This is a genomic window from Lysobacter sp. (assembly GCA_013141175.1).
Lineage (GTDB): Bacteria > Pseudomonadota > Gammaproteobacteria > Xanthomonadales > Xanthomonadaceae > Lysobacter_I.
Genome location: JABFRN010000001.1, coordinates 4,011,429 through 4,031,408 on the forward strand (window position 1 = coordinate 4,011,429; position 19,980 = coordinate 4,031,408).

General features: G+C 63.1%; 11 protein-coding genes. 4 read left to right on the top strand and 7 right to left on the bottom strand.

Annotation, left to right across the window (positions count from 1 at the left end; all coding sequences use genetic code 11):
* Position 1: 1 nt before the first annotated feature.
* The gene (locus tag HOP03_17450) at positions 2 to 1,441 is read right to left on the bottom strand and encodes a hypothetical protein (GenBank protein NOT89942.1); all 1,440 of its coding nucleotides are present in this window, start codon (positions 1,439 to 1,441) and stop codon (positions 2 to 4) included.
* A gap of 68 nt (positions 1,442 to 1,509) precedes the next feature.
* On the opposite strand from HOP03_17450, the gene HOP03_17455 reads away from it, so the two are divergent.
* Both HOP03_17455 and HOP03_17460 read left to right on the top strand, forming a co-directional pair.
* Entirely contained in the window at positions 1,510 to 2,505 is a 996-nt protein-coding gene (locus HOP03_17455; protein ID NOT89943.1) for an acryloyl-CoA reductase, read from the top strand.
* Between the two features lie 118 nt (positions 2,506 to 2,623).
* A complete protein-coding gene (locus tag HOP03_17460) occupies positions 2,624 to 2,992 on the top strand; it encodes a response regulator (GenBank protein NOT89944.1) in 369 nt (122 codons plus the stop codon).
* Positions 2,993 to 3,153: 161 nt separating this feature from the next.
* On the opposite strand, the gene HOP03_17465 is transcribed toward HOP03_17460, so the two are convergent.
* Positions 3,154 to 4,074: a DnaJ domain-containing protein gene (locus HOP03_17465; protein NOT89945.1), complete on the bottom strand. Its 921-nt coding sequence runs from the start codon at positions 4,072 to 4,074 to the stop codon at positions 3,154 to 3,156.
* Between the two features lie 103 nt (positions 4,075 to 4,177).
* Positions 4,178 to 4,645, bottom strand: a complete 468-nt coding sequence (locus HOP03_17470; GenBank protein NOT89946.1) for an Hsp20/alpha crystallin family protein — start codon at positions 4,643 to 4,645, stop codon at positions 4,178 to 4,180.
* A 141-nt stretch (positions 4,646 to 4,786) separates the two neighbouring features.
* Between HOP03_17470 and HOP03_17475 the strand changes: the two genes are divergently transcribed.
* The gene (locus HOP03_17475; protein ID NOT89947.1) at positions 4,787 to 5,263 is read left to right on the top strand and encodes a peroxiredoxin; all 477 of its coding nucleotides are present in this window, start codon (positions 4,787 to 4,789) and stop codon (positions 5,261 to 5,263) included.
* A 201-nt stretch (positions 5,264 to 5,464) separates the two neighbouring features.
* On the opposite strand, the gene pbpC is transcribed toward HOP03_17475, so the two are convergent.
* Positions 5,465 to 7,846 carry a penicillin-binding protein 1C gene (pbpC, locus tag HOP03_17480; protein ID NOT89948.1) on the bottom strand — a complete coding sequence of 794 codons (2,382 nt, stop codon included), beginning with the start codon at positions 7,844 to 7,846 and terminating at the stop codon, positions 5,465 to 5,467.
* Positions 7,847 to 8,000: 154 nt separating this feature from the next.
* Complete coding sequence (locus HOP03_17485; GenBank protein NOT89949.1) at positions 8,001 to 12,959, bottom strand: alpha-2-macroglobulin family protein; 4,959 nt, start codon at positions 12,957 to 12,959, stop codon at positions 8,001 to 8,003.
* A gap of 392 nt (positions 12,960 to 13,351) precedes the next feature.
* On the opposite strand from HOP03_17485, the gene HOP03_17490 reads away from it, so the two are divergent.
* On the top strand, positions 13,352 to 15,769 hold the full coding sequence (locus HOP03_17490) for a hypothetical protein (GenBank protein NOT89950.1): 2,418 nt from the start codon (positions 13,352 to 13,354) through the stop codon (positions 15,767 to 15,769).
* A gap of 88 nt (positions 15,770 to 15,857) precedes the next feature.
* Here the strand turns inward: HOP03_17490 and gyrA are convergent, their stop codons facing one another.
* Both gyrA and mtnA read right to left on the bottom strand, forming a co-directional pair.
* Positions 15,858 to 18,587, bottom strand: coding sequence for a DNA gyrase subunit A (gene gyrA, locus HOP03_17495; GenBank protein NOT89951.1), 2,730 nt, complete (start codon positions 18,585 to 18,587; stop codon positions 15,858 to 15,860).
* Between the two features lie 265 nt (positions 18,588 to 18,852).
* Complete coding sequence (gene mtnA / locus HOP03_17500) at positions 18,853 to 19,929, bottom strand: S-methyl-5-thioribose-1-phosphate isomerase (protein NOT89952.1); 1,077 nt, start codon at positions 19,927 to 19,929, stop codon at positions 18,853 to 18,855.
* Positions 19,930 to 19,980 lie beyond the last annotated feature (51 nt).

Here is a 19,980-nt window from a genome sequence, read left to right on the forward strand (position 1 = left end):
TTTATGTAGGCCCTAATGTCTCTGAGGTACCTACCTGACGGATGAACATCAACTCTCCTAACCTCAAACGGTCCTCACCAATGCTTTCCAGCGGCGACATGGATCTGTCGCCGAACGAAGTTGCGGGGCAATCTGCGCCGTCAAGAATACAGCTCTCGATCTTCAACTTCGCTTCGGCCGGTTTCTCGCGTTCCCCGCTGACATTGACAGAGAACAGGCCCGCCTCATCCAAAACTCTCTCTACTGTATTGCCGCGCTTCTTGCCCAGACAGTCCTTACGTTCACGAATGGCGGCTTCATAAGGCTGTGGGCCAGGCTGAAGAGCCTGTAATCGATGAACTGCGACAACGTGTTGGCTCCATGTGGCCGAAATGACATCTTTCGCTTTATCAAACGATCCAAAAACAAGGGTGGTCTGTGTATTTCGATCTCTGATGCATCTGCTCGACACCCCATCGTCAACGATCTGTGGCAGATCTCCAGCCTGCACCCATTCACCATACAAATGAGTTACCCATTCATTAACGGGCTTATCTCCGGCGGGCACATTATCAAATGCAGGCGCCGCCATGCTCGTTTGCGGTTGTATGAACGGCAGTTCCTCCTGCGCTGGAGTCTCCACTTCACCTGTATTGGCCGGCACAAAAGCGTCGGGGGGCCAGACAAGAAGTGGATATTTTTCGACAGCAAGCCACCCCGAACCGACAAGCAGCACGATGAGCATGGAGATGGTGAATGCAAACTTGCGATTGACGCCACCACCCCCAGCAGAGATGACAGCTTGCACGGAACCGCTATGTAGGAAAGGGATCCAGCGCTGCTCGAAATTCCGGCGATAGAAGTAATCGCTGTGCTCATGTCGTTCGTGAATCAGCTCCACCACGCGACCATCGGCCAGATCGTCGAATCCACTCACCCCCGACGATCCCGCATCGGAGACAACCCATTCGACGAGTCTCGCCCATGAATCCCGCCCTCCGGCTTCGTTGAGCACCTTACTGGCCTGATTGCGCTGGGCCAGTACTTTGCTCCACGGATATGCGCGGCTGACGATCGATCCGCAAAGAATCATTTTATCGAAGCGAATATCGTCATACTTCATCATCGCTTTGGTGACGATATAACTGCCGAAGCTGTGTGCGATCACCGAAGGTAGACGTTCGGCTGTGGCGAACTTGTCGCTATAGACCCTGCGGAACCATTCGACCTTGCGCGCCCGGCTCCAAGGCATCAGCAAAGAAACGGCGCTGAAGAAACCGAAACCCAGCGGGACATGACGGTATTTGTGCTGAGTCAGTACATCAGTCAACTCCCGCTGCCAATCGCCGGTAGTGCGGATACCGTGGACCGTGAGCACCACAGGCCAATCGGAAGGTTTTTCGCCAATTCTGTCCATAGATTCCCCTGCTTCGCCGAACGCCCTGAACTCACCGCCATACATGGCGCCCTAATCAGGCGATAGTGCTCGCAGGCTGCTAAGATTTTCAAGTCATTCCAGGACCTATAGACGTGAGCATCCCCACTCGTTTCCAAGCCTTCCGCATCCGCAACGACAGCACCGGCTACCGCAGTGGTATCGAGGACATGTCGATCGACGACCTCGCGCCCGGCGAGATCGTGATCAAGACCGCGTACTCGTCGGTCAACTACAAGGACGCGCTGGCCGGCACCGGCGAAGGCAAGATCCTGCGGTTCTTTCCGCTGGTCGGCGGCATCGATGTCGCCGGCCATGTGGTGTCGTCCACCGACCCGAAGTTCAAGGAAGGCGACGCGGTGCTGGTCACCGGCTCGGGGCTCAGCGAAGTCCGCGACGGGGGTTACAGCGAATACGCGCGGATCGAAGCGAAATGGGCCATCCCGCTGCCCGCTGGCCTGAGCCTGCGCGAAAGCATGATCATCGGCACTGCGGGCTTCACCGCCGCGCTCGCGCTGCTGCGGATGCAGGACAACCGGCAGACGCCGGCCCAGGGGCCGCTGGCGGTGACCGGCGCCACCGGGGGCGTGGGCTCGCTGGCGGTGGCTATCTACAGCCGCGCCGGCTACGAAGTGCATGCGATCAGCGGCAAGCCCGAACACGCCGATTACCTGAAAGGCATCGGCGCCAGCCAGGTGCTGGGTCGCGAGGTGCTGGGCGAGGCCAAATCTCTGGAAGCCGCGCGCTTCGGCGGTGGTCTGGACAATGTCGGCGGGCCGATGCTGGCCAGCCTGCTCGCCCGCACTCGCCCTTACGGCAATGTCGCCAGCGCCGGCCTGGCCGCATCGGGCGACCTCCCGACCACGGTCATGCCCTTCATCATCCGCGGGGTGTCGCTGATCGGGGTCGCCTCGGCCGGAACCGCCCGCGATCTGCGTGATGAAGTCTGGAAGCGGCTGGCTTCGGAATGGAAGCCGGCCCATCTCGAAACGATCTGCACCCGGGAGATCGGGCTGCAAGGGCTGTCGGACGTGTTCGCGGGGATGCTGGCCGGCGGTTCGTTCGGACGGACGCTGGTGCGCGTGGGATGAGGCGTGGCCTGCACGGGCCGGCTTACGGGTTGTGCACCACATCAACAAATGACATCGCCCCGCTTCCGGGCCGGGGGCCGGACGACTACACTGGCCGAAGTCTTATCTGGGGGTCTCCATGGCACGTATCCTGATCGTCGACGACTCGCCGTCGCAATTGATGGGCATTCGTCGTATCGTCGAAAAACTGGGTCATGAAGCGCTGACCGCCGAAGACGGCGCTGCTGGCGTCGAAGTCGCCAAGCGCGAGATTCCCGATCTGATCCTGATGGACGTGGTCATGCCGAACCTCAACGGTTTCCAGGCAACGCGGACCATCTGCCGCGAACCGACCACCAAACACATCCCGATCATCCTGGTCACCACCAAGGACCAGGACACCGATCGCATGTGGGGCATGCGCCAGGGCGCCAAGGCCTATCTGACTAAACCTTTCAGCGAAACCGAGCTGTCGGACACCATCACCAAGTACGTCGTCGGGCTCTAAGAGCCTGTTCAAAATCCCACCCCAAACATCGCTTTTGTTCGTCATTCCCGCGAAAGCGGGAATCCAGCGTCTTTAACACGTTGAAATACAACGACACTGGATTCCCGCTTTCGCGGGAATGACGAGCGAAATTTTCAACGCGCAAAGATTTTGAATAGGCTCTAAGCCCGACGCCAGTCGTCGCCGAAGACATCGCGCAGCCGCTGGTAGGCTTCGCGCTCTTCATCGGTATTGGCCTTCGGCGCCAGTACTTCCAGCTCAACGATCTGATCGCCGGCAGGCGCGCTTCCGGCACCCGGAAGCCCGCGTCCACGCAGGCGCAATTTGCGCCCGGCCTCGGAATCCGCAGGAATCTTCAGTTCCACCGGCCCACCGAGCGTGGGCACGCTGATCGATGCGCCCAGCGCCGCTTCCCACGGCGCCACCGACAGCACATGGATGACGTTGCGGCCGTCCACTTCGAACTGCGGATGCGCGGCGTACTCGATTTCCAGCAGCAGGTCGCCACCACCCGTGCCCTGTCCCGCGAGCCGGATCGCCTGTCCGGGCTTGATGCCCTTGGGAATGCGGACCTCCAGCGACCTGCCGGCAACCGAAACCCGCACCGGTTCGGTGCGATAGAGGGATTCCAGCGGCACGGCGAACTTGGCGCGGGTGACGCCATCGCCGCGCGCGCGCGCGCCACCGCCGGGAGCACCGCCAGGCGCGCCCGAGAAACCACCGGCGCGACGGCGGCCGAACAGTTCCTGGAAGAAATCGCTGAAGCCGCCGTTGCCGCCGCCCGCGAAGATCTCCTCGAAATCGACGCCGCCGGGACCGCCACCGAAACCACCGGGCGGCGGCTGCACTTCATCGCCGGGCCGGTAACCGCGCGCGCGCAATTGATCGTAGGCCGCACGTTTTTCCGGGTCGCGCAGCGCTTCGTAGGCTTCGTTGACGGCCTTGAATTTCTCTTCGGCGCCCGTTTCCTTGCTGACATCGGGATGGAATTTGCGCGCAAGCCGGCGATAGGCGGTCTTGATTTCCGCCTCGCCCGCACCGGGCTCGACCCCGAGCACGTCGTAGTAGTCCTTGAAGCGCATGCTGCGAATCCGCGATTGTCGTGACGATGCGATCCACTATACCGATGCCACACCGGCCCACGCACGGTCCGCGACGCGGATCGTGCGTGGGCCGGCCACCTTCTCAGGCCTTCGCGTCGGGACGACCCACCTGGATGCGGCGCGGCGTGGATTCGGGATGTTTGGGAATGACGATCTCGAGCACGCCGTTGTGGCCGGTTGCGACGATGCCTTCCGCGTCCGCGGTGTCGGGCAGCGCGAAGCGGCGATGGAAGCTGCCGTAGCGGCGCTCGATCCGCGAGAAGCGCTCGGACTGCTCGATCGTTTCGCTGCTGCGTTCGCCCTTGATGCTGAGGATGCCCTTGTCCATCAGCACTTCCACGTGCTGCGGATCGACGCCCGGCAGATCGGCCAGGATCACGAAACGATCCACCTCTTCCTTGATGTCGACGCGCGGCACCCATTGGCTGGTGACCACGGCGGACTCGTCGGGGTTGTCGGCATTGTTGAGGAAACGGTCGAAGATCTGCTTCAGATCGTCGTGGACGCGGGCTTGTGCCGGCCACGCCTGCGGGTAGCGCATGAGGCTCATGGGGATTCTCCGTTTTTGAACGGCGGCACCGTGCCGCCATACCCGGAAAATAGGCCCGCGCGCCGTGTTTTCAAGAGCCCATTCACACGCGTTCAGGATTGCCTCTACACTGTCCACCCACCCCCGGAGAGGACCTCTGCCATGACCATCCAGATCGGCGATCGCATCCCTGAAGTCAACATCAAACGCATCAACGACGGCATCGACACCATCGACACGCACACCTTCTTCGAAGGCAAGAAGATCGTGCTGTTCTCCGTCCCCGGCGCATTCACGCCGACCTGCTCGGAAAAACATCTGCCCGGCTTCATCGAACACTTCGAGGCGTTCCGCGCCAAAGGCGTCGGCGTCGCCTGCATGTCGGTCAATGATCCGTTCGTGATGAAAGCCTGGGCCGCGAGCCAGAACGCTCCGGCCGACATGGAGATCCTCGCCGACGGCAACGCCGACTTCACGAAAGCGCTCGGCCTGGAAATGGATGCCAGCGGTTACGGCATGGGCATCCGCAGCAAGCGGTTCGCGCTGTATCTCGAAGACGGCGTGGTGAAATTCCTCGAAGTGGAAGCGCCGGGCGAGTTCCGCGTTTCGTCTGCGGAACACATGCTGTCGTTGCTGTGAATATCCGGAAATAAACTGGACTGAAGTAGGCTGGGCTGAAAAGCCCAGCACGATCGGCAAAAAATGAGGTTGGGCCTGAAACCCATGCTGGGCTTTTCAGCCCAGCCTACGCGCTGATGGCCTTGTAGGAGCGACGGAAGTCGCGACGAATTACGGAACGTCTTTTCGAAGGCGGTCACGACTTCCGTCGCTCCTACAAGATTATTCCAACACGCGGAAGCGGATTCTCGTCCACGCGCCGCTGTCGGCGAGCGCGGTCAACACATGTTCGCCCGATTCTCCGAAGTCGCGCACCAGCGACTGCCGGCCTTCGGTTTCGGCGATCCAGCGACCATCGAGCAACCACTGCACGTTGCGATCGGTGCCGAGCGCGCGCAACGAGAGTCGCACCGCATGTTCGCTGCCCGGCGCGCGCGCGAGAGTGGCGCCGTCGTTGAGTCCTTCGATACGCAGTTCCTCGCTGGCGTCGCGACCATCAAGCATGCAGTCGTCGGCGAGCACGGGCAGCGTCGATGCGCGGCGCGTTTCCGCCGACAGCCACGGCGATGCCAGCGCCGGCCAGCGCGCGATCTCGACGGTCCGCGTGCGATGCGGCAGCGAACACACCGCCGATACGCGTTTGCCGCTGTCCGCATCGATATCGAAACGTTCGCGACCTGCATTCCACAGACGCGCGCCGCGTTCGGCGAACGTCGGCGGCACCGCGCCGTCCAGCGTCCACGCCTTCATCCGGCGCTGACACAGCGACGCGGGCACGCTGTCGGCGGCGATGCCGAGCGGCCAGCAGATCTCGATCTCGGCGACGTTCGATGGCGGCGGCAACGGCAGCGAATCGCGCGCGTTGCCGGGCAGCGAATCGACCACCTCGAACAGCAGCGGCAGCGCGGTGAGCGCACCGTATTGACCGGGCAACGGCGTGCCGTCGGGGCGCCCCACCCACACACCGACCGTGTAATGGCGTGTGCTACCCACTGCCCATGCATCGCGGAATCCGTAGCTGGTGCCGGTCTTCCAGGCCACGCGCGGACGCGTGCCGCGATCGTATTGTTCGAGTTCGCCGGGACGCGGATTGGATTCGAGAATCTCGCGCACGATCCACGCGGCGCCCGGCGACAGCGCACGCCGGTCGATCTTCGGATCGGTCGGCGTGTAGCGCACGCGCCCGGAGATGCCGTTGCGATTGAACGCCGCGTGCGTGCCGACCAGATCCTCCAGTCGTGCGCCGGTGCCGCCGAGGATCAGCGCGAGATTCGGCTTGCTGTCCTGCGGGAATTTCAGCGCGATACCGGCATGATCGATACGTGCGGCGAAGCGCTGCGGGCCGACGCGATCGAGCAGATCGACCGCCGGCACGTTCAGCGACAATCGCAGCGCCTGGGCGACGCCGATCGGTCCATTGAAGGATTCGCCGAAATTTCCGGGACGATAATCGCCGAAGGTCTGCGGCGCATCGATCAACAGACTTTCGGAATGGATCATGCCGTCGTCGATCGCCATGCCGTAGAGGAACGGCTTCAAGGTCGAACCGGGCGAACGCCAGGCGCGGACCATGTCGACATGGCCAAGGCGCTGCTTGTCGCCGAAATGCAGCGAGCCGACATAGGCGCGCGCTTCCATGGTCTGGTTGTCGACCACCAGCAACGCAGCGGACGTGCGCTCCGGAAGATTCGAGAAATACGAGGTCACGCGCTCTTCCAGCGTGCGCTGCAGGTTCGCATCGATGGTCGAGGTGATGCGCGAGGCTTTCGGATGCGCCACGCGCAATCGCTGCGCCAGCAATGCGGCACTGAGCGGCGGCTGCAGTTGGCGTGCGACGACGGGTTCGATCCGCGCGTCGTCGATCTCGGCTTTGCTCCACACGCCGAGCGTCGCCATGCGATCCAGCACCTTGTCGCGCGCGACCTGCGCGACTTCCGGATGACGGTCCGGGCGGCGCCTGCTCGGCGATTGCGGCAGCACCGCGAGCAACGCCGCCTCCGCTTTCGACAACCGCGATGCGGGTTTGCCCAGATACGCCCAACTGGCCGCCTCGACGCCTTCGATGGTGCCGCCGAACGGCGCGCGCTCCAGATACAGGATCAGGATCTCGCGCTTCGACAGATGCGCTTCGAGCTGCAGCGCACGCAGGATCTGCCGCAGTTTGCGGAACGGCGTGCGCGTGTGCCGGGTGCGCTTGGCATCGAGGATGCGCGCGACCTGCATCGTCAGCGTCGAACCTCCGGACACCACCTCGCCGCTGCCCAGCATCTGCCCGCCGGCGCGCAGCAGCGCCAGCGGATTCACGCCGGGATGGCGCCAGAACCAGCGGTCTTCGTAATTGAGCAGCGCTTCGAGATACAGCGGCGACACCGTCTCGGGCGTCGCCGGGTAGCGCCAGACGCCATCGGCATCGGCGAACGCGCGCAGCGGCGTGCCGTCGCGCGCGACCACCAGCGTGCTGGTGTCGCGCGCCTTCGGCAACTGCGGCGGGAAAATCAGATCGAGCAGCAGCAATGTCGACAGCAGCGCAACGGTGCCCCAGCGGAGCCAGGGCAGCAGGCGGCGGATGCGGATGCGCAGGGATGGCGTAAGAGATTGCGACATGGATGCGCGATCTGAACTCGTCGTGTCGCGGGGAGATGTGGCTGCGGGAAGGAGCACAGCGGCGGAGAGCACCCCTCACCCTCCCTTCGGGCACCCTCTCCCCGCAACGCGGGGAGAGGGAAGAGCAAGCGCATCGAGTGACAGAAGGCCGCCTTTATTTCGGCTGCACCACCGTGATCGTGGCCGGCGTCGACTTGCCCACTCCGCGCAATTGCGGGCGATACATGTCTTCGACCAGTGACGGCGGCACGGTGTAGGTGCCAGGCGTCACCGCACGCACGAGATAGAACACGCGTGCAGCCTGGCCGCGATCGAGTTTTATCGCGGCGACGAAACGATCGTCGCGATATTCCTCGTGCCGCACTTCGGCCGCGCTGCTGCGATCGTTGATCTGGATTCCGTCCACCACCACATCGGCCCACTGCTTGCCGTCGCCGAGATTGAAGTTCTCGATTTCCAGACCGGCCGGCAACAGATCGGTCAGCAGCGCGTCGGGCATGGACTGATCGGCGGTGATGCTGAGCGCGACGATCAGCGCCTCGCCTTCGGTCAGCGGACCGGGCTTCCACGGCTTGCCGTCGGTGGTGTACCACTTTCGTTCGATCCCGATCGTCGATTTGTCCTCGCCCGGCGCGGTGCGCGGCACACCCGCGACTTCGAGACTGGCGTACAGCGGCACCGCACCCTGCGGCTCGAACTTGAAACCGCGTGCGAGTGCGGTGTAGTCGACGCGACGCCCCTGCATGCGGCGCTCGGCCACCGGGTCGCTGACATCGCCCAGACGCCACACGCCGGAGACCATCTTTTTCTGGTCCGCCAGCAGCGCCTTGCCGACGCGGGCCAGTGCGACCTGTTCCTGGGTGCTGAGATAGAACCAGCGATCGTTGCGACGGACATCGAGCTCTTTGCCCAATGCGACGACCTTGGCGTCGTATTCCGGCTTGCCGAGGCCACGTTCGTGCGTCAATGCGATCATCAGCGCGCTGTCGCGCAGCGGGCTGCTGTAGTCGCCGAGATATTCGTAGCCGCTCTTGAACGCGAAGCCCGCAGCGATCGCCTTGTTGCCGCGGTTCTTGTCGCCCTGCAGGGACAGCGCCAGACCCAGATGCACCATCGACAGTCCATTCTTGGTCTTGCCGCGTTCGTTGTCGTACAGCGCGCGCAGCGTCCCGAGCGGTGCGCGGTTGACGCGCGCGAGCACGTAGCCCGCATGCGCCTGATACGCGAACTTCAGGTGATCGCGATAGGTCTGGCCATAGAACTCGTTGCCGCCGGCCAGCAGATCCTCGCTGAGCCGCTGCAATGCTTTCTGCAGCATCGCTTCGGGCACCGCGAAGCCGGCTTCGCGCGCGTCGAGCAGGAATTCGACGATGTACGGCGTCAGCGCGGGATTGACGTAACTGTCGTCGCCCCACATCGAGAAATGGCCGTTCGACATCTGCATCGAAGCCAAGCGTCCGAACGCGCCGTCCATACGGGCCTTGCGCGCCGCCGCGTCGAGACCCTTGGCATCGAGCATCTTCGCGGTGTCGGCATCCATCACCAGCGCGGCATAGCCCTTGCTGGTGGTCTGTTCGGCGCAGCCGTAGGGATATTCCAGCACGTCCTTCAACGCGCTGGCGAACGGGATCGGCGGCAGCGCGCTGACCGTCATCTGCGCAGTGACCGAACCGGGCATCAGGCCATCGGCGAACGCTGCGTCCATCGCGATCGTGCCCAGCGCGTTCAAGGTCTGGGTCTTCGTGCGCAGCACGCTCGGCCAGGCCGGACGCACCGGCACATCGAAGCGGCGATCGACCTTGAAGCCGTTGCCGTTGACCTGCACGCGGATCTTCGCGGTGGTGTAGCCCTCGCCCGCCGACAGCGGGAAGGTCAGCGTGGTCTTGCCGCCGATGGCGAGCTTGGCGCTGCGCGCACCCTGCGCCACCGTCAACGGACCGAGCCCTTCGATCTTCACGTCGAAATCGCCGGCCTTGCCGGTGAAATTGGTGAGATCGAGGGTGACGTTGCTGCGGTCGCCGGGCGCGAGCACGCGCGGATAACTGGCTTCGGCCACGATCGGCGCGCGCACCACGATCTCGGCGTCGCCATTGCCGTAACGTTCGGCCGAATAAGCGAGCGCGGACACGCGCAGCGTGCCGTTGAAATCAGGCACCTTCAGCGCGATCTTCGCGTTGCCCTTGGCATCGAGTTTCACCGGGCCGGAGAACAGATCGACGGTCTGCACCTTCGACGTCGGCCTGCGCGCCTGCGCCAGCGGCTGCAGCGCCATGTCGCCACCGAAGCGGATCCTGCCGATCTCGCCTTCGAGACTCTCGATGATGCGGCCGTAGACATCGTAGGCATCCACGCCGAGCCTGCGCTGGGCGAAGAAATGCTTGTTGGCGTCGGGCACCGGGAACTGGGTGATGTTGAGGATGCCGACATCGACCGCCGACACCGTCACATAGGCGTCCTGGCCGGCGAGTTTCGGCACCGCGACCGTCGTCATGAGCGTCTGCTCCGGACGCATCTGTTTCGGCAGCGACAATCCGACTTCCACCCGACGCGACGCGCGATCCATCGGCACATACGCGATACCGACGGCGCGTGCCGGCGTGATCTTGTCCGAGGCGCTGCCGCCACGGAACACCAGCGCGGTGATGTAGATGTCGTGGCGCTCCCAGTCCTTGGTCACCGGAATCTCGAAGCTGCTGCCGCGCTTCACATCGACGTCCAGCACGTACAGCATGCGGTCGCCGCCTTCGACCATCAGCAGGCCCTTGCCGTCGTGCGGCGGCGTCAGCGTCACCTTCAACGTGTCGCCGGTGTTGTAGGTGGTCTTGTCGAGCGCGACCTTGACCTTGTCGGGACGCGCATCGAGGCCGCGGTTCTCATCGCCCCAGCCCCAACCCGCCTCGAACGGATAACGCGTGGTCAGCCCGGTCGCCGGATCGAGCACGTCGACGCGATACGTGCCCCACTCGACCGGGAAATCGAACTTGATCGCAGTCGTGCCTGCATCGATGGTGCGCGTCTCGACGTTGTCGAAGCGCGAGGTGAAATCGAAATCCCAACCCTCGTCGTTGTCGTAATTCCAGTGGTAATCGCGATGCTCGCGCACCAGCGTGACCTTCAGGCCCTTCGCGGGGCGCGGCTTGCCGTCGCTGTCGACGCGCATCAGCTGGAAGCCGGCATTGCTGTCGCTGTCGGGGCCTTCCTTGTCGTCGAACATCGGGCGCACGCCGACCAGCGCATCCGCCGGCCACAGCACGCGTTTGATCGAGCGGTTGATGCTGCGCCCGCCGGTCTCGAACAGGCTGCCGGAAACCATCGCCGCGATCGGCGACGCCGGTTTCGCTTCCTCGGGAAGCGTGATGTCCTGCGCCAGCTTGCCCTGTGCGTCGAGCGTGGTGTCGATGACGTCGTTGGCGTCCTTCGGCAGCGTCAGCGTGGGATCGCCGAAGAAATAGCCCGGCATCGATTCGACCGGATGCTGTTCGACCGCGACCGCGAGTTTCGCGGTGAAGCGGTTGCCCGCTGCGGGTGCGCCGTAGAGATAGGCACCGGTGGCTTCGAGTTTCAACGGCTTGCCCGGCTTCAGCACCGCATCAGCGGTGGCCAGATCGAGCTTCATGCGTTCGGGCAGGAACTCCTCGATCCGCAGGCTCATGCCCTGCACGGCTTCGGTGCTGGCCGGGTCGGTGCGGAACTCCACCTGCCAACGACCGGTCGGCGCTTCGACCGGAATCAGTTTCTCGAAGCTGTAATAGCCCTGCGCGCCGGCTTCGATCCGGCTTTCGATGAAGGGCTTGCCATCGGGCTGTTTCAGACGCACGAACAGCGGCTGCGCCTTCTTGCCCTTCATCGGCACCGGCTTGCCGTCGTTGTCGCGCAGCAGCGCCGAAATGCGCACCACTTCGCCGGGACGGTACAGATCGCGGCCGGCCCATGCGAACACATCGAACCACGCCGGTTCGCGACCGCTGACCGCGAATTCGGACAGATCCAGCGCCGGCTGGTTGAACGGCAGCATCGAGATGTCGCTGCTGCGACGGGCGATCAGCACGTGCGCGGCATCGAGTTTGTACGGCAGCATCGCGTTGCCGTTGCGGTCGGTCTGGCCCTTGAGCGTGGTTTCGCCCGCGGCATCGATGATCTGCAGATCGACGCTGTTGATCCCCGACCCATCCTGCAGCGATGCGGTGTGGACGAACAATTTGTCCTTGTACGCGCGCACGTGCAGACCGATATCGCTGACCGTGAAGAACGTGGTCTCGAACTGCTCGCGGAACTGGCCGGTGCGCTTCATGACCGCGAAGTACAGACCCGGTTCCTGCAGTTCTTCGATGTCCTGGATCGGCAGGTAGGTCACCGCGCGTTCGTTGCGCTTGCCGCCCAGCACGAAGCGGTTGGTGTAGACCGGTTCGGCCAGCTTGGCCAGCGGCGTGCCGTCGCCGTAGTCGTTGTCCAGCTCCCAACCGCTGCGGCGACCGCCGCGCTGGTATTCGGCGAAGAACTGCGGCAGCGATTTCTCGCGCACGCGCAGGAATTCGACGTCGACCTCGGGCACGTTGACCGACACCACCGGCAGGCCGCGGCTGTCGCGCGCCGGCAGTACGCTGCCCTGCGAAGCGAAGCCCACGGCGGGGTCGAGTTCGCCGGTGTAGACCTTCTGTTCGACATCGTGGCCGAGCACGCTGCCGTCGGCTGCGGCGAGCTTGCCGGAGACGGTCAGGGTGTACTCGGTATTCACCGTGACGAACGGGAAGCGCAGGATCTTGCCGCTGTCATCGAGCTTCCAACTGCTCTTGTCGTTGACCGACGTGGCGAAGGTGATGAGTTTGTCGAAGTCCTGCGTGCCGACCAGCGGCCGGGAGAACTCCAGAGCGATCGCGAGCGTGTCGCCATCCTGGTCGGGATAGGCCCGGACCAGCGCGAAGCCCTTGATTTCGTTGGGCTTGGCCTTGATAGCCTCGCCGCTGATTTCGGGCAGTTGCCCGGTCTCCTTGTTGCCGCAGCCCGGAAGCGCAGTCGTGGCGGCCAACACCAGCGCCAACCCGACTCCCGAACCCCATTGCCTGACGAAACCGCGAACCCGACCCACCACCTCAAACCGCGACGTGCGACACATATGGCCTCCTGGATGTGGTGGCGAGTATAGAGAAGCTTTGGCTCAATGGATCACTTTTTTTGAACATTTTTTTGACTTTTTTTTAACATTAATCGAGACCCGCCATCGCCGCCCGAACATGGCCGCCCAAGCCCGCGAACCACGTACTACTTCTAGATTGCCGATCATCGGAAAAGCGGCTGCACCCGGGCACAGTCTCATGGATGGACACAATGTACGGGGATACTGGGGATGCGACATGCTCGCACCGTGCCCGCCCCGCCCGCCATGGCAGAAAGCGATCCAAGGATGGCGTTGCAGTTCGTGGGAAGGCCGACAAGGACCGGGGCGTTCGGGATCGAACGCTCCCGTACATCTGGGCTGCTGGCCCGCCACATAAGGAGCGTTGAATCGTGAAGACCGCCCTTCGAACCCGAACCATCCTCGCTTCGGCGATCACACTGTGCCTGTGCGGCACCGCGCAAAGCGCAGTCGCCGCCGTCCGTACCGACCTGCATCAGCAGGACAGCACCCGTATCGCACAGCAGAATGCCGCTGCCGTTAAGACAGGCATGGTGTCCATGGTTCACACCCGTCACGAACAGGCGCTCGGCCTGGACGCCGATTCGCGCCTGTTCCTGCTCGATCGCGAAAACAGCCAGGGAGTGCGCAACCACCGCTACCAGCAGACCTTTCGCGGCCTGCCGATCTTCGGCGAACATGTCGTCGTCAACGAAGACGAAAGCGGCAATATCAGTAGCTTGTTCGGCCAAAAAGTCGAGGGACTCGCAAGCGAGATTTCCGTCGGAAAACCGCGCATCAGCAGCAACAACGCGCTCACCATCGGCAAGAGCGCCGTTCTGGGCAATCGCGTAGGCTTTATGCGCACCAGCGCGGAGAAGTCCGACCTGATGATCCACATCGACGACAACGGCCGCGCGCGCAAAGCGTACGTGGTGTCGTATTTCGCTGATACTGCTCGCGGTGGCACGCCGATGCGTCCGACCGTGATCATCGATGCCGAGAACGGCCGCATCCTGCAGCAGTTCGACAATCTTCAGCACGCGCTCATCGGTACCGGCCCCGGTGGCAACCTCAAGACCGGCCAGTACGAGTACGGTGTCCAATACGGCAGGCTCGATGTCGTCCAGTCGGGCGGCACATGCATCATGAGCAATGCCGCCGTCGTGACGATGGACCTCAATCAGGGCACAGACAGCGCAAATACCTTTTCCTACACCTGTCCACGCAACACAGTGAGATCTGTCAACGGCGCATACTCTCCACTCAACGATGCGCATTACTTCGGCGGCATCGTCTATAACATGTACAACGCATACATCAGCAAGCCGCCACTGACCTTCTTGCTGGCAATGCGTGTCCATTACGGCAATGGCTATGAGAATGCATTCTGGGACGGCTCATCGATGGCCTTCGGAGATGGCGCCAGCAAATTTTATCCGCTGGTCAGTCTCGACTTCGTCTCGCACGAAGTCTCGCATGGTTTCACCTCGCAGAACTCAAAGCTGACCTATTCGGGTCAGTCAGGCGGCATCAACGAAGCGTTCTCTGACATTGCCGGCGAAGCAGCCGAATACTATATGAAGGGCACGAATGACTTCCTTGTCGGAGCGCAAATCTATAAAGGAACCGGCGCCCTGCGCTACATGGCCAATCCGTCGAAGGATGGGTATTCGATCGGTCACGCATCAAACTATATCGGCGGGATGGATGTGCATTACTCATCAGGCGTCTACAACAAGGCATTCTATCTGCTGGCGACAAAACCAGGCTGGAATACGCCGATGGCTTTCAAGGTCTTCGCGCGAGCGAACGATCTGTACTGGACTGCGAGCACCAATTTCAAGCAGGGCGTTTGCGGGGTGCGGATGGCAGCGCAGGACTACGGCTACGCTGCAGCCGATGTCAACGCCGCGTTCAATGCCGTCGGCATTCAATGTCAACAGCCCACGATCGCGCCGCATCTGATCGCGATCGCGAAATTGGGAGGTTCCGCAAGAACTGAAGTTCATGCCCTGAACGGAATATCCAACTATCAAAGCTTCGCTTCGAATATCGCGACCGCGCTGAATCAGACCGGTAACGACGCTTCATGGACGTTCGCACGAGGCGATTACAACAAGGACGGAGCACAGGATATCTACATCATCAGCAAGCAGGGTGGCTCCAACACCACGGAAGTCCATGTCCTCAACGGCGCGAACAGCTATCAGAGCTTCCTGTTGCACAGCACCACCGCCCTGCACACAACTGGCACCAATACGACCTGGCAATTCGATGTCGCCGATTACAATCGGGACGGTACGCTTGATCTGTACGCCATCAACCGCATCGGCGCTTCCGGAAAGACGGAAGTGCATGTTCTGAACGGCGTCGGCAACTTTCAGAGCTTCCTCGGCCATCATGCGACCATCCTCGGGCAGACCGGAAGCGACGGCAGTTGGATCTTCAAGGTCGGCGACTACAACAATGATGGCATTGCTGATGTATACGGCATCGCCCGGGCGGGTGGCTCCGGAAGAACGGAAGTCCATGTGTTGAATGGCGCTAACGGATATCAGAATTTCCTGCGGCAGGTCGCTACCACGCTTGGATCAACAGGCACGGACGGCGGCTGGAGCTTCGTACTTGGCGATTACGACCGTGATGGCAAGAAAGACCTCTACGCGATAAGCAAGGTCATCCCCGCCAACACCTCCGTATACGTACTCAGCGGTGCGGGCAACTTCCAGAATTTACTGCTAGCGCAGTCGACGCCACTGGGCAGGACAGGTAGCGACTATGCCTGGGAGTTCCTCGTAATGCCCTGAGGCAGAACACCACTGCGTCTAGATACCCCACAAACGCGACAGGCCGCCCATAAGGCGGCCTGTCGTCATGCGTTCACGACTGGCGGTGTTACGCGTCGTTCTTGGGCTGCAGCGCTCCAACGCCCGTAGGCGGCTGCAGGGCCTCAGAAGTCTCGGAAATGTCATCCTCGTCCAGCGACGCATCGAGCCGCTCCAATGCCTGCAGCGTTTCGTCCTCGGCCAAGCGCATCAGGGTGACGCCCTGGGTGTTCCGGCCGACCTGGGAGATCTCTGCAGCGCGGGTGCGCACCAGCGTGCCGCCGTCGGAAATCAGCAGCACTTCATCGCGGCTGCTCAACAACACCGCCGCCACCAGCTTGCCGTTGCGCGCCGTTGTCTGGATGCCGATCACGCCCTGGGTGCCGCGGCCCTTGCGCGGGTAATCGGCCAGCGGCGTGCGTTTGCCGTAGCCGTTTTCGGTCGCGGTGAGGATGTAGGCGACAGAGGCATCGTCGACATTGACCGGCGTCTCGATGACGGCATCTTCACCCACGGTCTCGACTACGTCATCGGCCGTATCGTCCTCGATCTCGGGCTGGTCGCCCGCCGATTCGGCGACGATCAGGCTGACCACTTTCTCGCCTGCAGCCAATCTCATGCCGCGCACGCCGGTCGCGGTACGACCGACGGCGCGCACCGCAGCTTCGTCGAAGCGCACGGTCTTGCCGTTGCTGGCGAACAGCATGATGTCGCGATGTCCATCGGTCAGCGCCACGCCGATCAGGGCATCGCCCTCGTCGAGATTGATCGCGATCTTGCCGCGCGCGAGCCGGTAGGCGAATTCGGTGAGCGGCGTTTTCTTGACGGTACCGTTGCGGGTGGCGAAGAACACGAAATGTTCGTCGTCATAGCTGCGCACCGGCAGCACCGCCTGGACCTGTTCGCCCGGCTCCAGCGCCAGCCAGTTGATGATCGGACGACCGCGTGCATTCGGACCCGCATCGGGCAGCTGGTGCACCGACAGCCAGAACACGCGTCCGCTGCTGGTGAACGTCAGCAGCGTGTCATGGGTGTTCACCAGCCAGAGTTGGTCGATGAAATCCTCGTCTTTGGTCGACGCCGCATTGCGACCGCGACCGCCGCGCTTCTGGGCGCGATAGGCGGTGACCGGCTGGCGTTTGGCATAACCCGAATGCGACAGCGTGACCACCACGTCTTCCGGCGCGATCAGGTCGAGGATGTCCAGATCCTCTTCACTGGCGCGGATTTCGCTGCGGCGCTCGTCGCCGAAGGCTTCCTTCACTTCGCGCAGTTCGTCGCGGATCACTTCGCGCAGGCGGTCTGGATTTTCGAGAATCTCGATCAGACCGCGAATGACGTTGAGAAGATTCCTGTATTCCTCGGTCAGCCTGTCCTGCTCCAGCCCGGTGAGGCGGTGCAGGCGCATTTCGAGGATTTCCTTGGCCTGGATTTCGGTCAGCTGGTAATAACGCTGCCCGTCCGTACCCTCGATCAGACCGACGCCGGCCGGCAGATCTTCCGGCTTCGAGGCGTCGCTGCCGGCAGCCGCGAGCAGCGACGCGACCAGACCGGCATCCCAGGTCTTGGCGAGCAGGCGTTCGCGCGCCTCGTTGGGATTGGCCGAGGTCTTGATCAGCTCGATCATCTCGTCGATGTTCGCCAACGCGACCGTCAGGCCTTCGAGGATGTGCGCGCGGGCACGGGCCTTGCGCAGTTCGAAGATGGTGCGGCGGGTGACGACTTCGCGGCGATGGCGCACGAAGGCTTCGAGGATCTGCTTGAGATTGAGCAGCTGCGGCCGACCGTCGACCAGCGCCACCATGTTGATGCCGAACACCGACTCCATCTGCGTCTGCTGATAGAGGTTGTTGAGCACCACTTCGGCGGAATCGCCGCGCTTGACCTCGATGAAGATGCGCATGCCGTCCTTGTCGGACTCGTCGCGCAGCTCGCTGATGCCTTCGAGCTTCTTTTCCTTGACCAGTTCGGCGATCTTTTCGATCAACCGGGCCTTGTTCACCTGATACGGGATCTCGGTGACGATGATCGCTTCACGGCCATTGTCGGCGACTTCGACCTCGGCGCGGGCGCGCATGCGCACCCGGCCACGACCGGTACGGTAGGCGATGTGGATACCGCCGACGCCGTTGATGATGCCCGCCGTCGGGAAGTCCGGTCCGGGGATGTACTGCATCAGGCCATCGATATCGATCTCGGGATCGTCGAGCAGCGCGATGGTCGCGTCGATCACTTCCGACAGATTGTGCGGCGGAATGTTGGTGGCCATGCCGACCGCGATGCCGGCCGAACCGTTCACCAGCAGGTTCGGGAACCGCGACGGCATCACCGTGGGCTCCAGTTCCTTTTCGTCGTAGTTGGGCTGGAAGTCGACCGTGTCCTTGTCGATATCGGCCATCAGCTCGTGGGTGAGCTTGGCCATGCGCGCTTCGGTGTAACGCATCGCCGCCGCGTTGTCGCCGTCGACCGAACCGAAGTTGCCCTGCCCGTCCACCAGCAGGTAACGCAGCGAGAACGGCTGCGCCATGCGCACCAGCGTGTCGTACACCGACTGGTCGCCATGCGGGTGGTATTTACCGATGACGTCACCGACGATACGCGCGGACTTGTAGTAAGGCTTGTTGCTGTGCGCGCCCAGCTCGTTCATCGCGAACAATACGCGGCGATGCACCGGCTTCAGGCCGTCCCTCACGTCCGGGAGCGCTCGCCCCACGATCACGCTCATGGCGTAATCGAGATAGCTGCGTCGCATCTCGTCTTCGAGATTGACGGGAATGATTTCTTTCGCGAGATCGGTCATTACGACTTCTTAGGCAGGAGTGGCGGCACGACAGCGCGGGCGCCGATGCGGGATCGACACGCAAGAACGCCCCTGCTGCGTCGGGGGCTGTCTGGGAGTCGCTCCGGAGGGCGCGCGCGGGTCCATGCGCGAAGCCGGAATTGTAGCACGCGGAGGCCTTCGACGCCCCGCCGTACGGCGCCTTTTTCCCATGCAGAAACAGCGACTTGCGAGCACCCGATCAGGCCCGGCGACTGCTCCCGGAAATCGGACGGACGCTGCGCACTCAGTGGCCGAAAAAGGTTTGCATCGACACCCGGTTCGGACGCTCGACGACACCGCGTTCGGTGACGATGGCATCGATGAGTTCCGAAGGCGCGACATCGAACACCGGATTCCATGCGTTGACGCCTTCGGGCACCGTGCGCACACCGCCGACGCCGAACAGCTCGCCGGGGTCGCGCTCTTCGATCTCGATCTTTCCGCCGCTGGCGGTGGCCATGTCGACCGTGGACGAGGGCGCCACCACCATGAACTTGACGCCGTGGTAGCGCGCCGCGATGGCGAGCTGGTACGTGCCGATCTTGTTGGCGACGTCGCCATTGGCGCAGATCCGGTCGGCGCCGACGATCACCCACTGCACCTGCCCGGTTTTCATCAGATGCGATGCGGCAGAATCGGCGATCAGCGTCGCATCGATGCCGTCCTGCTGCAGTTCCCACACCGTCAGGCGCGCGCCCTGCAACCACGGCCGGGTTTCGCCGGCGAACACGCGGTCGATGCGCCCCTGGGCGACACCCGCGCGAATCACGCCCAATGCGGTGCCGAAGCCTGCGGTCGCCAGCGATCCGGTATTGCAGTGGGTCAGCACACCGCTGCCCTTGGCGATCAGCTGCGCGCCGAGCTTGCCCATCTTGTGATTCGCGGCGAGGTCCTCGCTGGCGATCGCCTGCGCCTCGCGGAACAGCACGGTGCGCCAATCGTCGCCCGCGTTGGCCAGCGCGCGACGCATCCGTGCCAGCGCCCAGGCCAGATTGACGGCGGTCGGGCGCGCGGCGTTGAGCTGTTGCAGGACAGGCTCCAGTCGCTCGGCGGCCTCGGCTGCGGTTTCGATCGCACCGGCACTGGTCGCGTCGAGCTCGCGCGCGGCGAGCACCACGCCCCAGGCGGCAGCGATGCCGATCGCAGGCGCACCGCGCACGATGAGTGCATGGATCGCGACCGCGACCGCGCTGGCGGTGCGGCAAGCGACGTATTCGACGGTGAACGGCAGTTTGCGCTGATCCAGAAGATCCAGCATGTCACCGGTCCAGCGGATCGGGCGGATGCGGTCGTAGCGCGCGTAATCGATATCATCCTTCATCCGTGCATTCTACCGGTCCGCAAACGAAACGACCCGGCCGGAGCCGGGTCG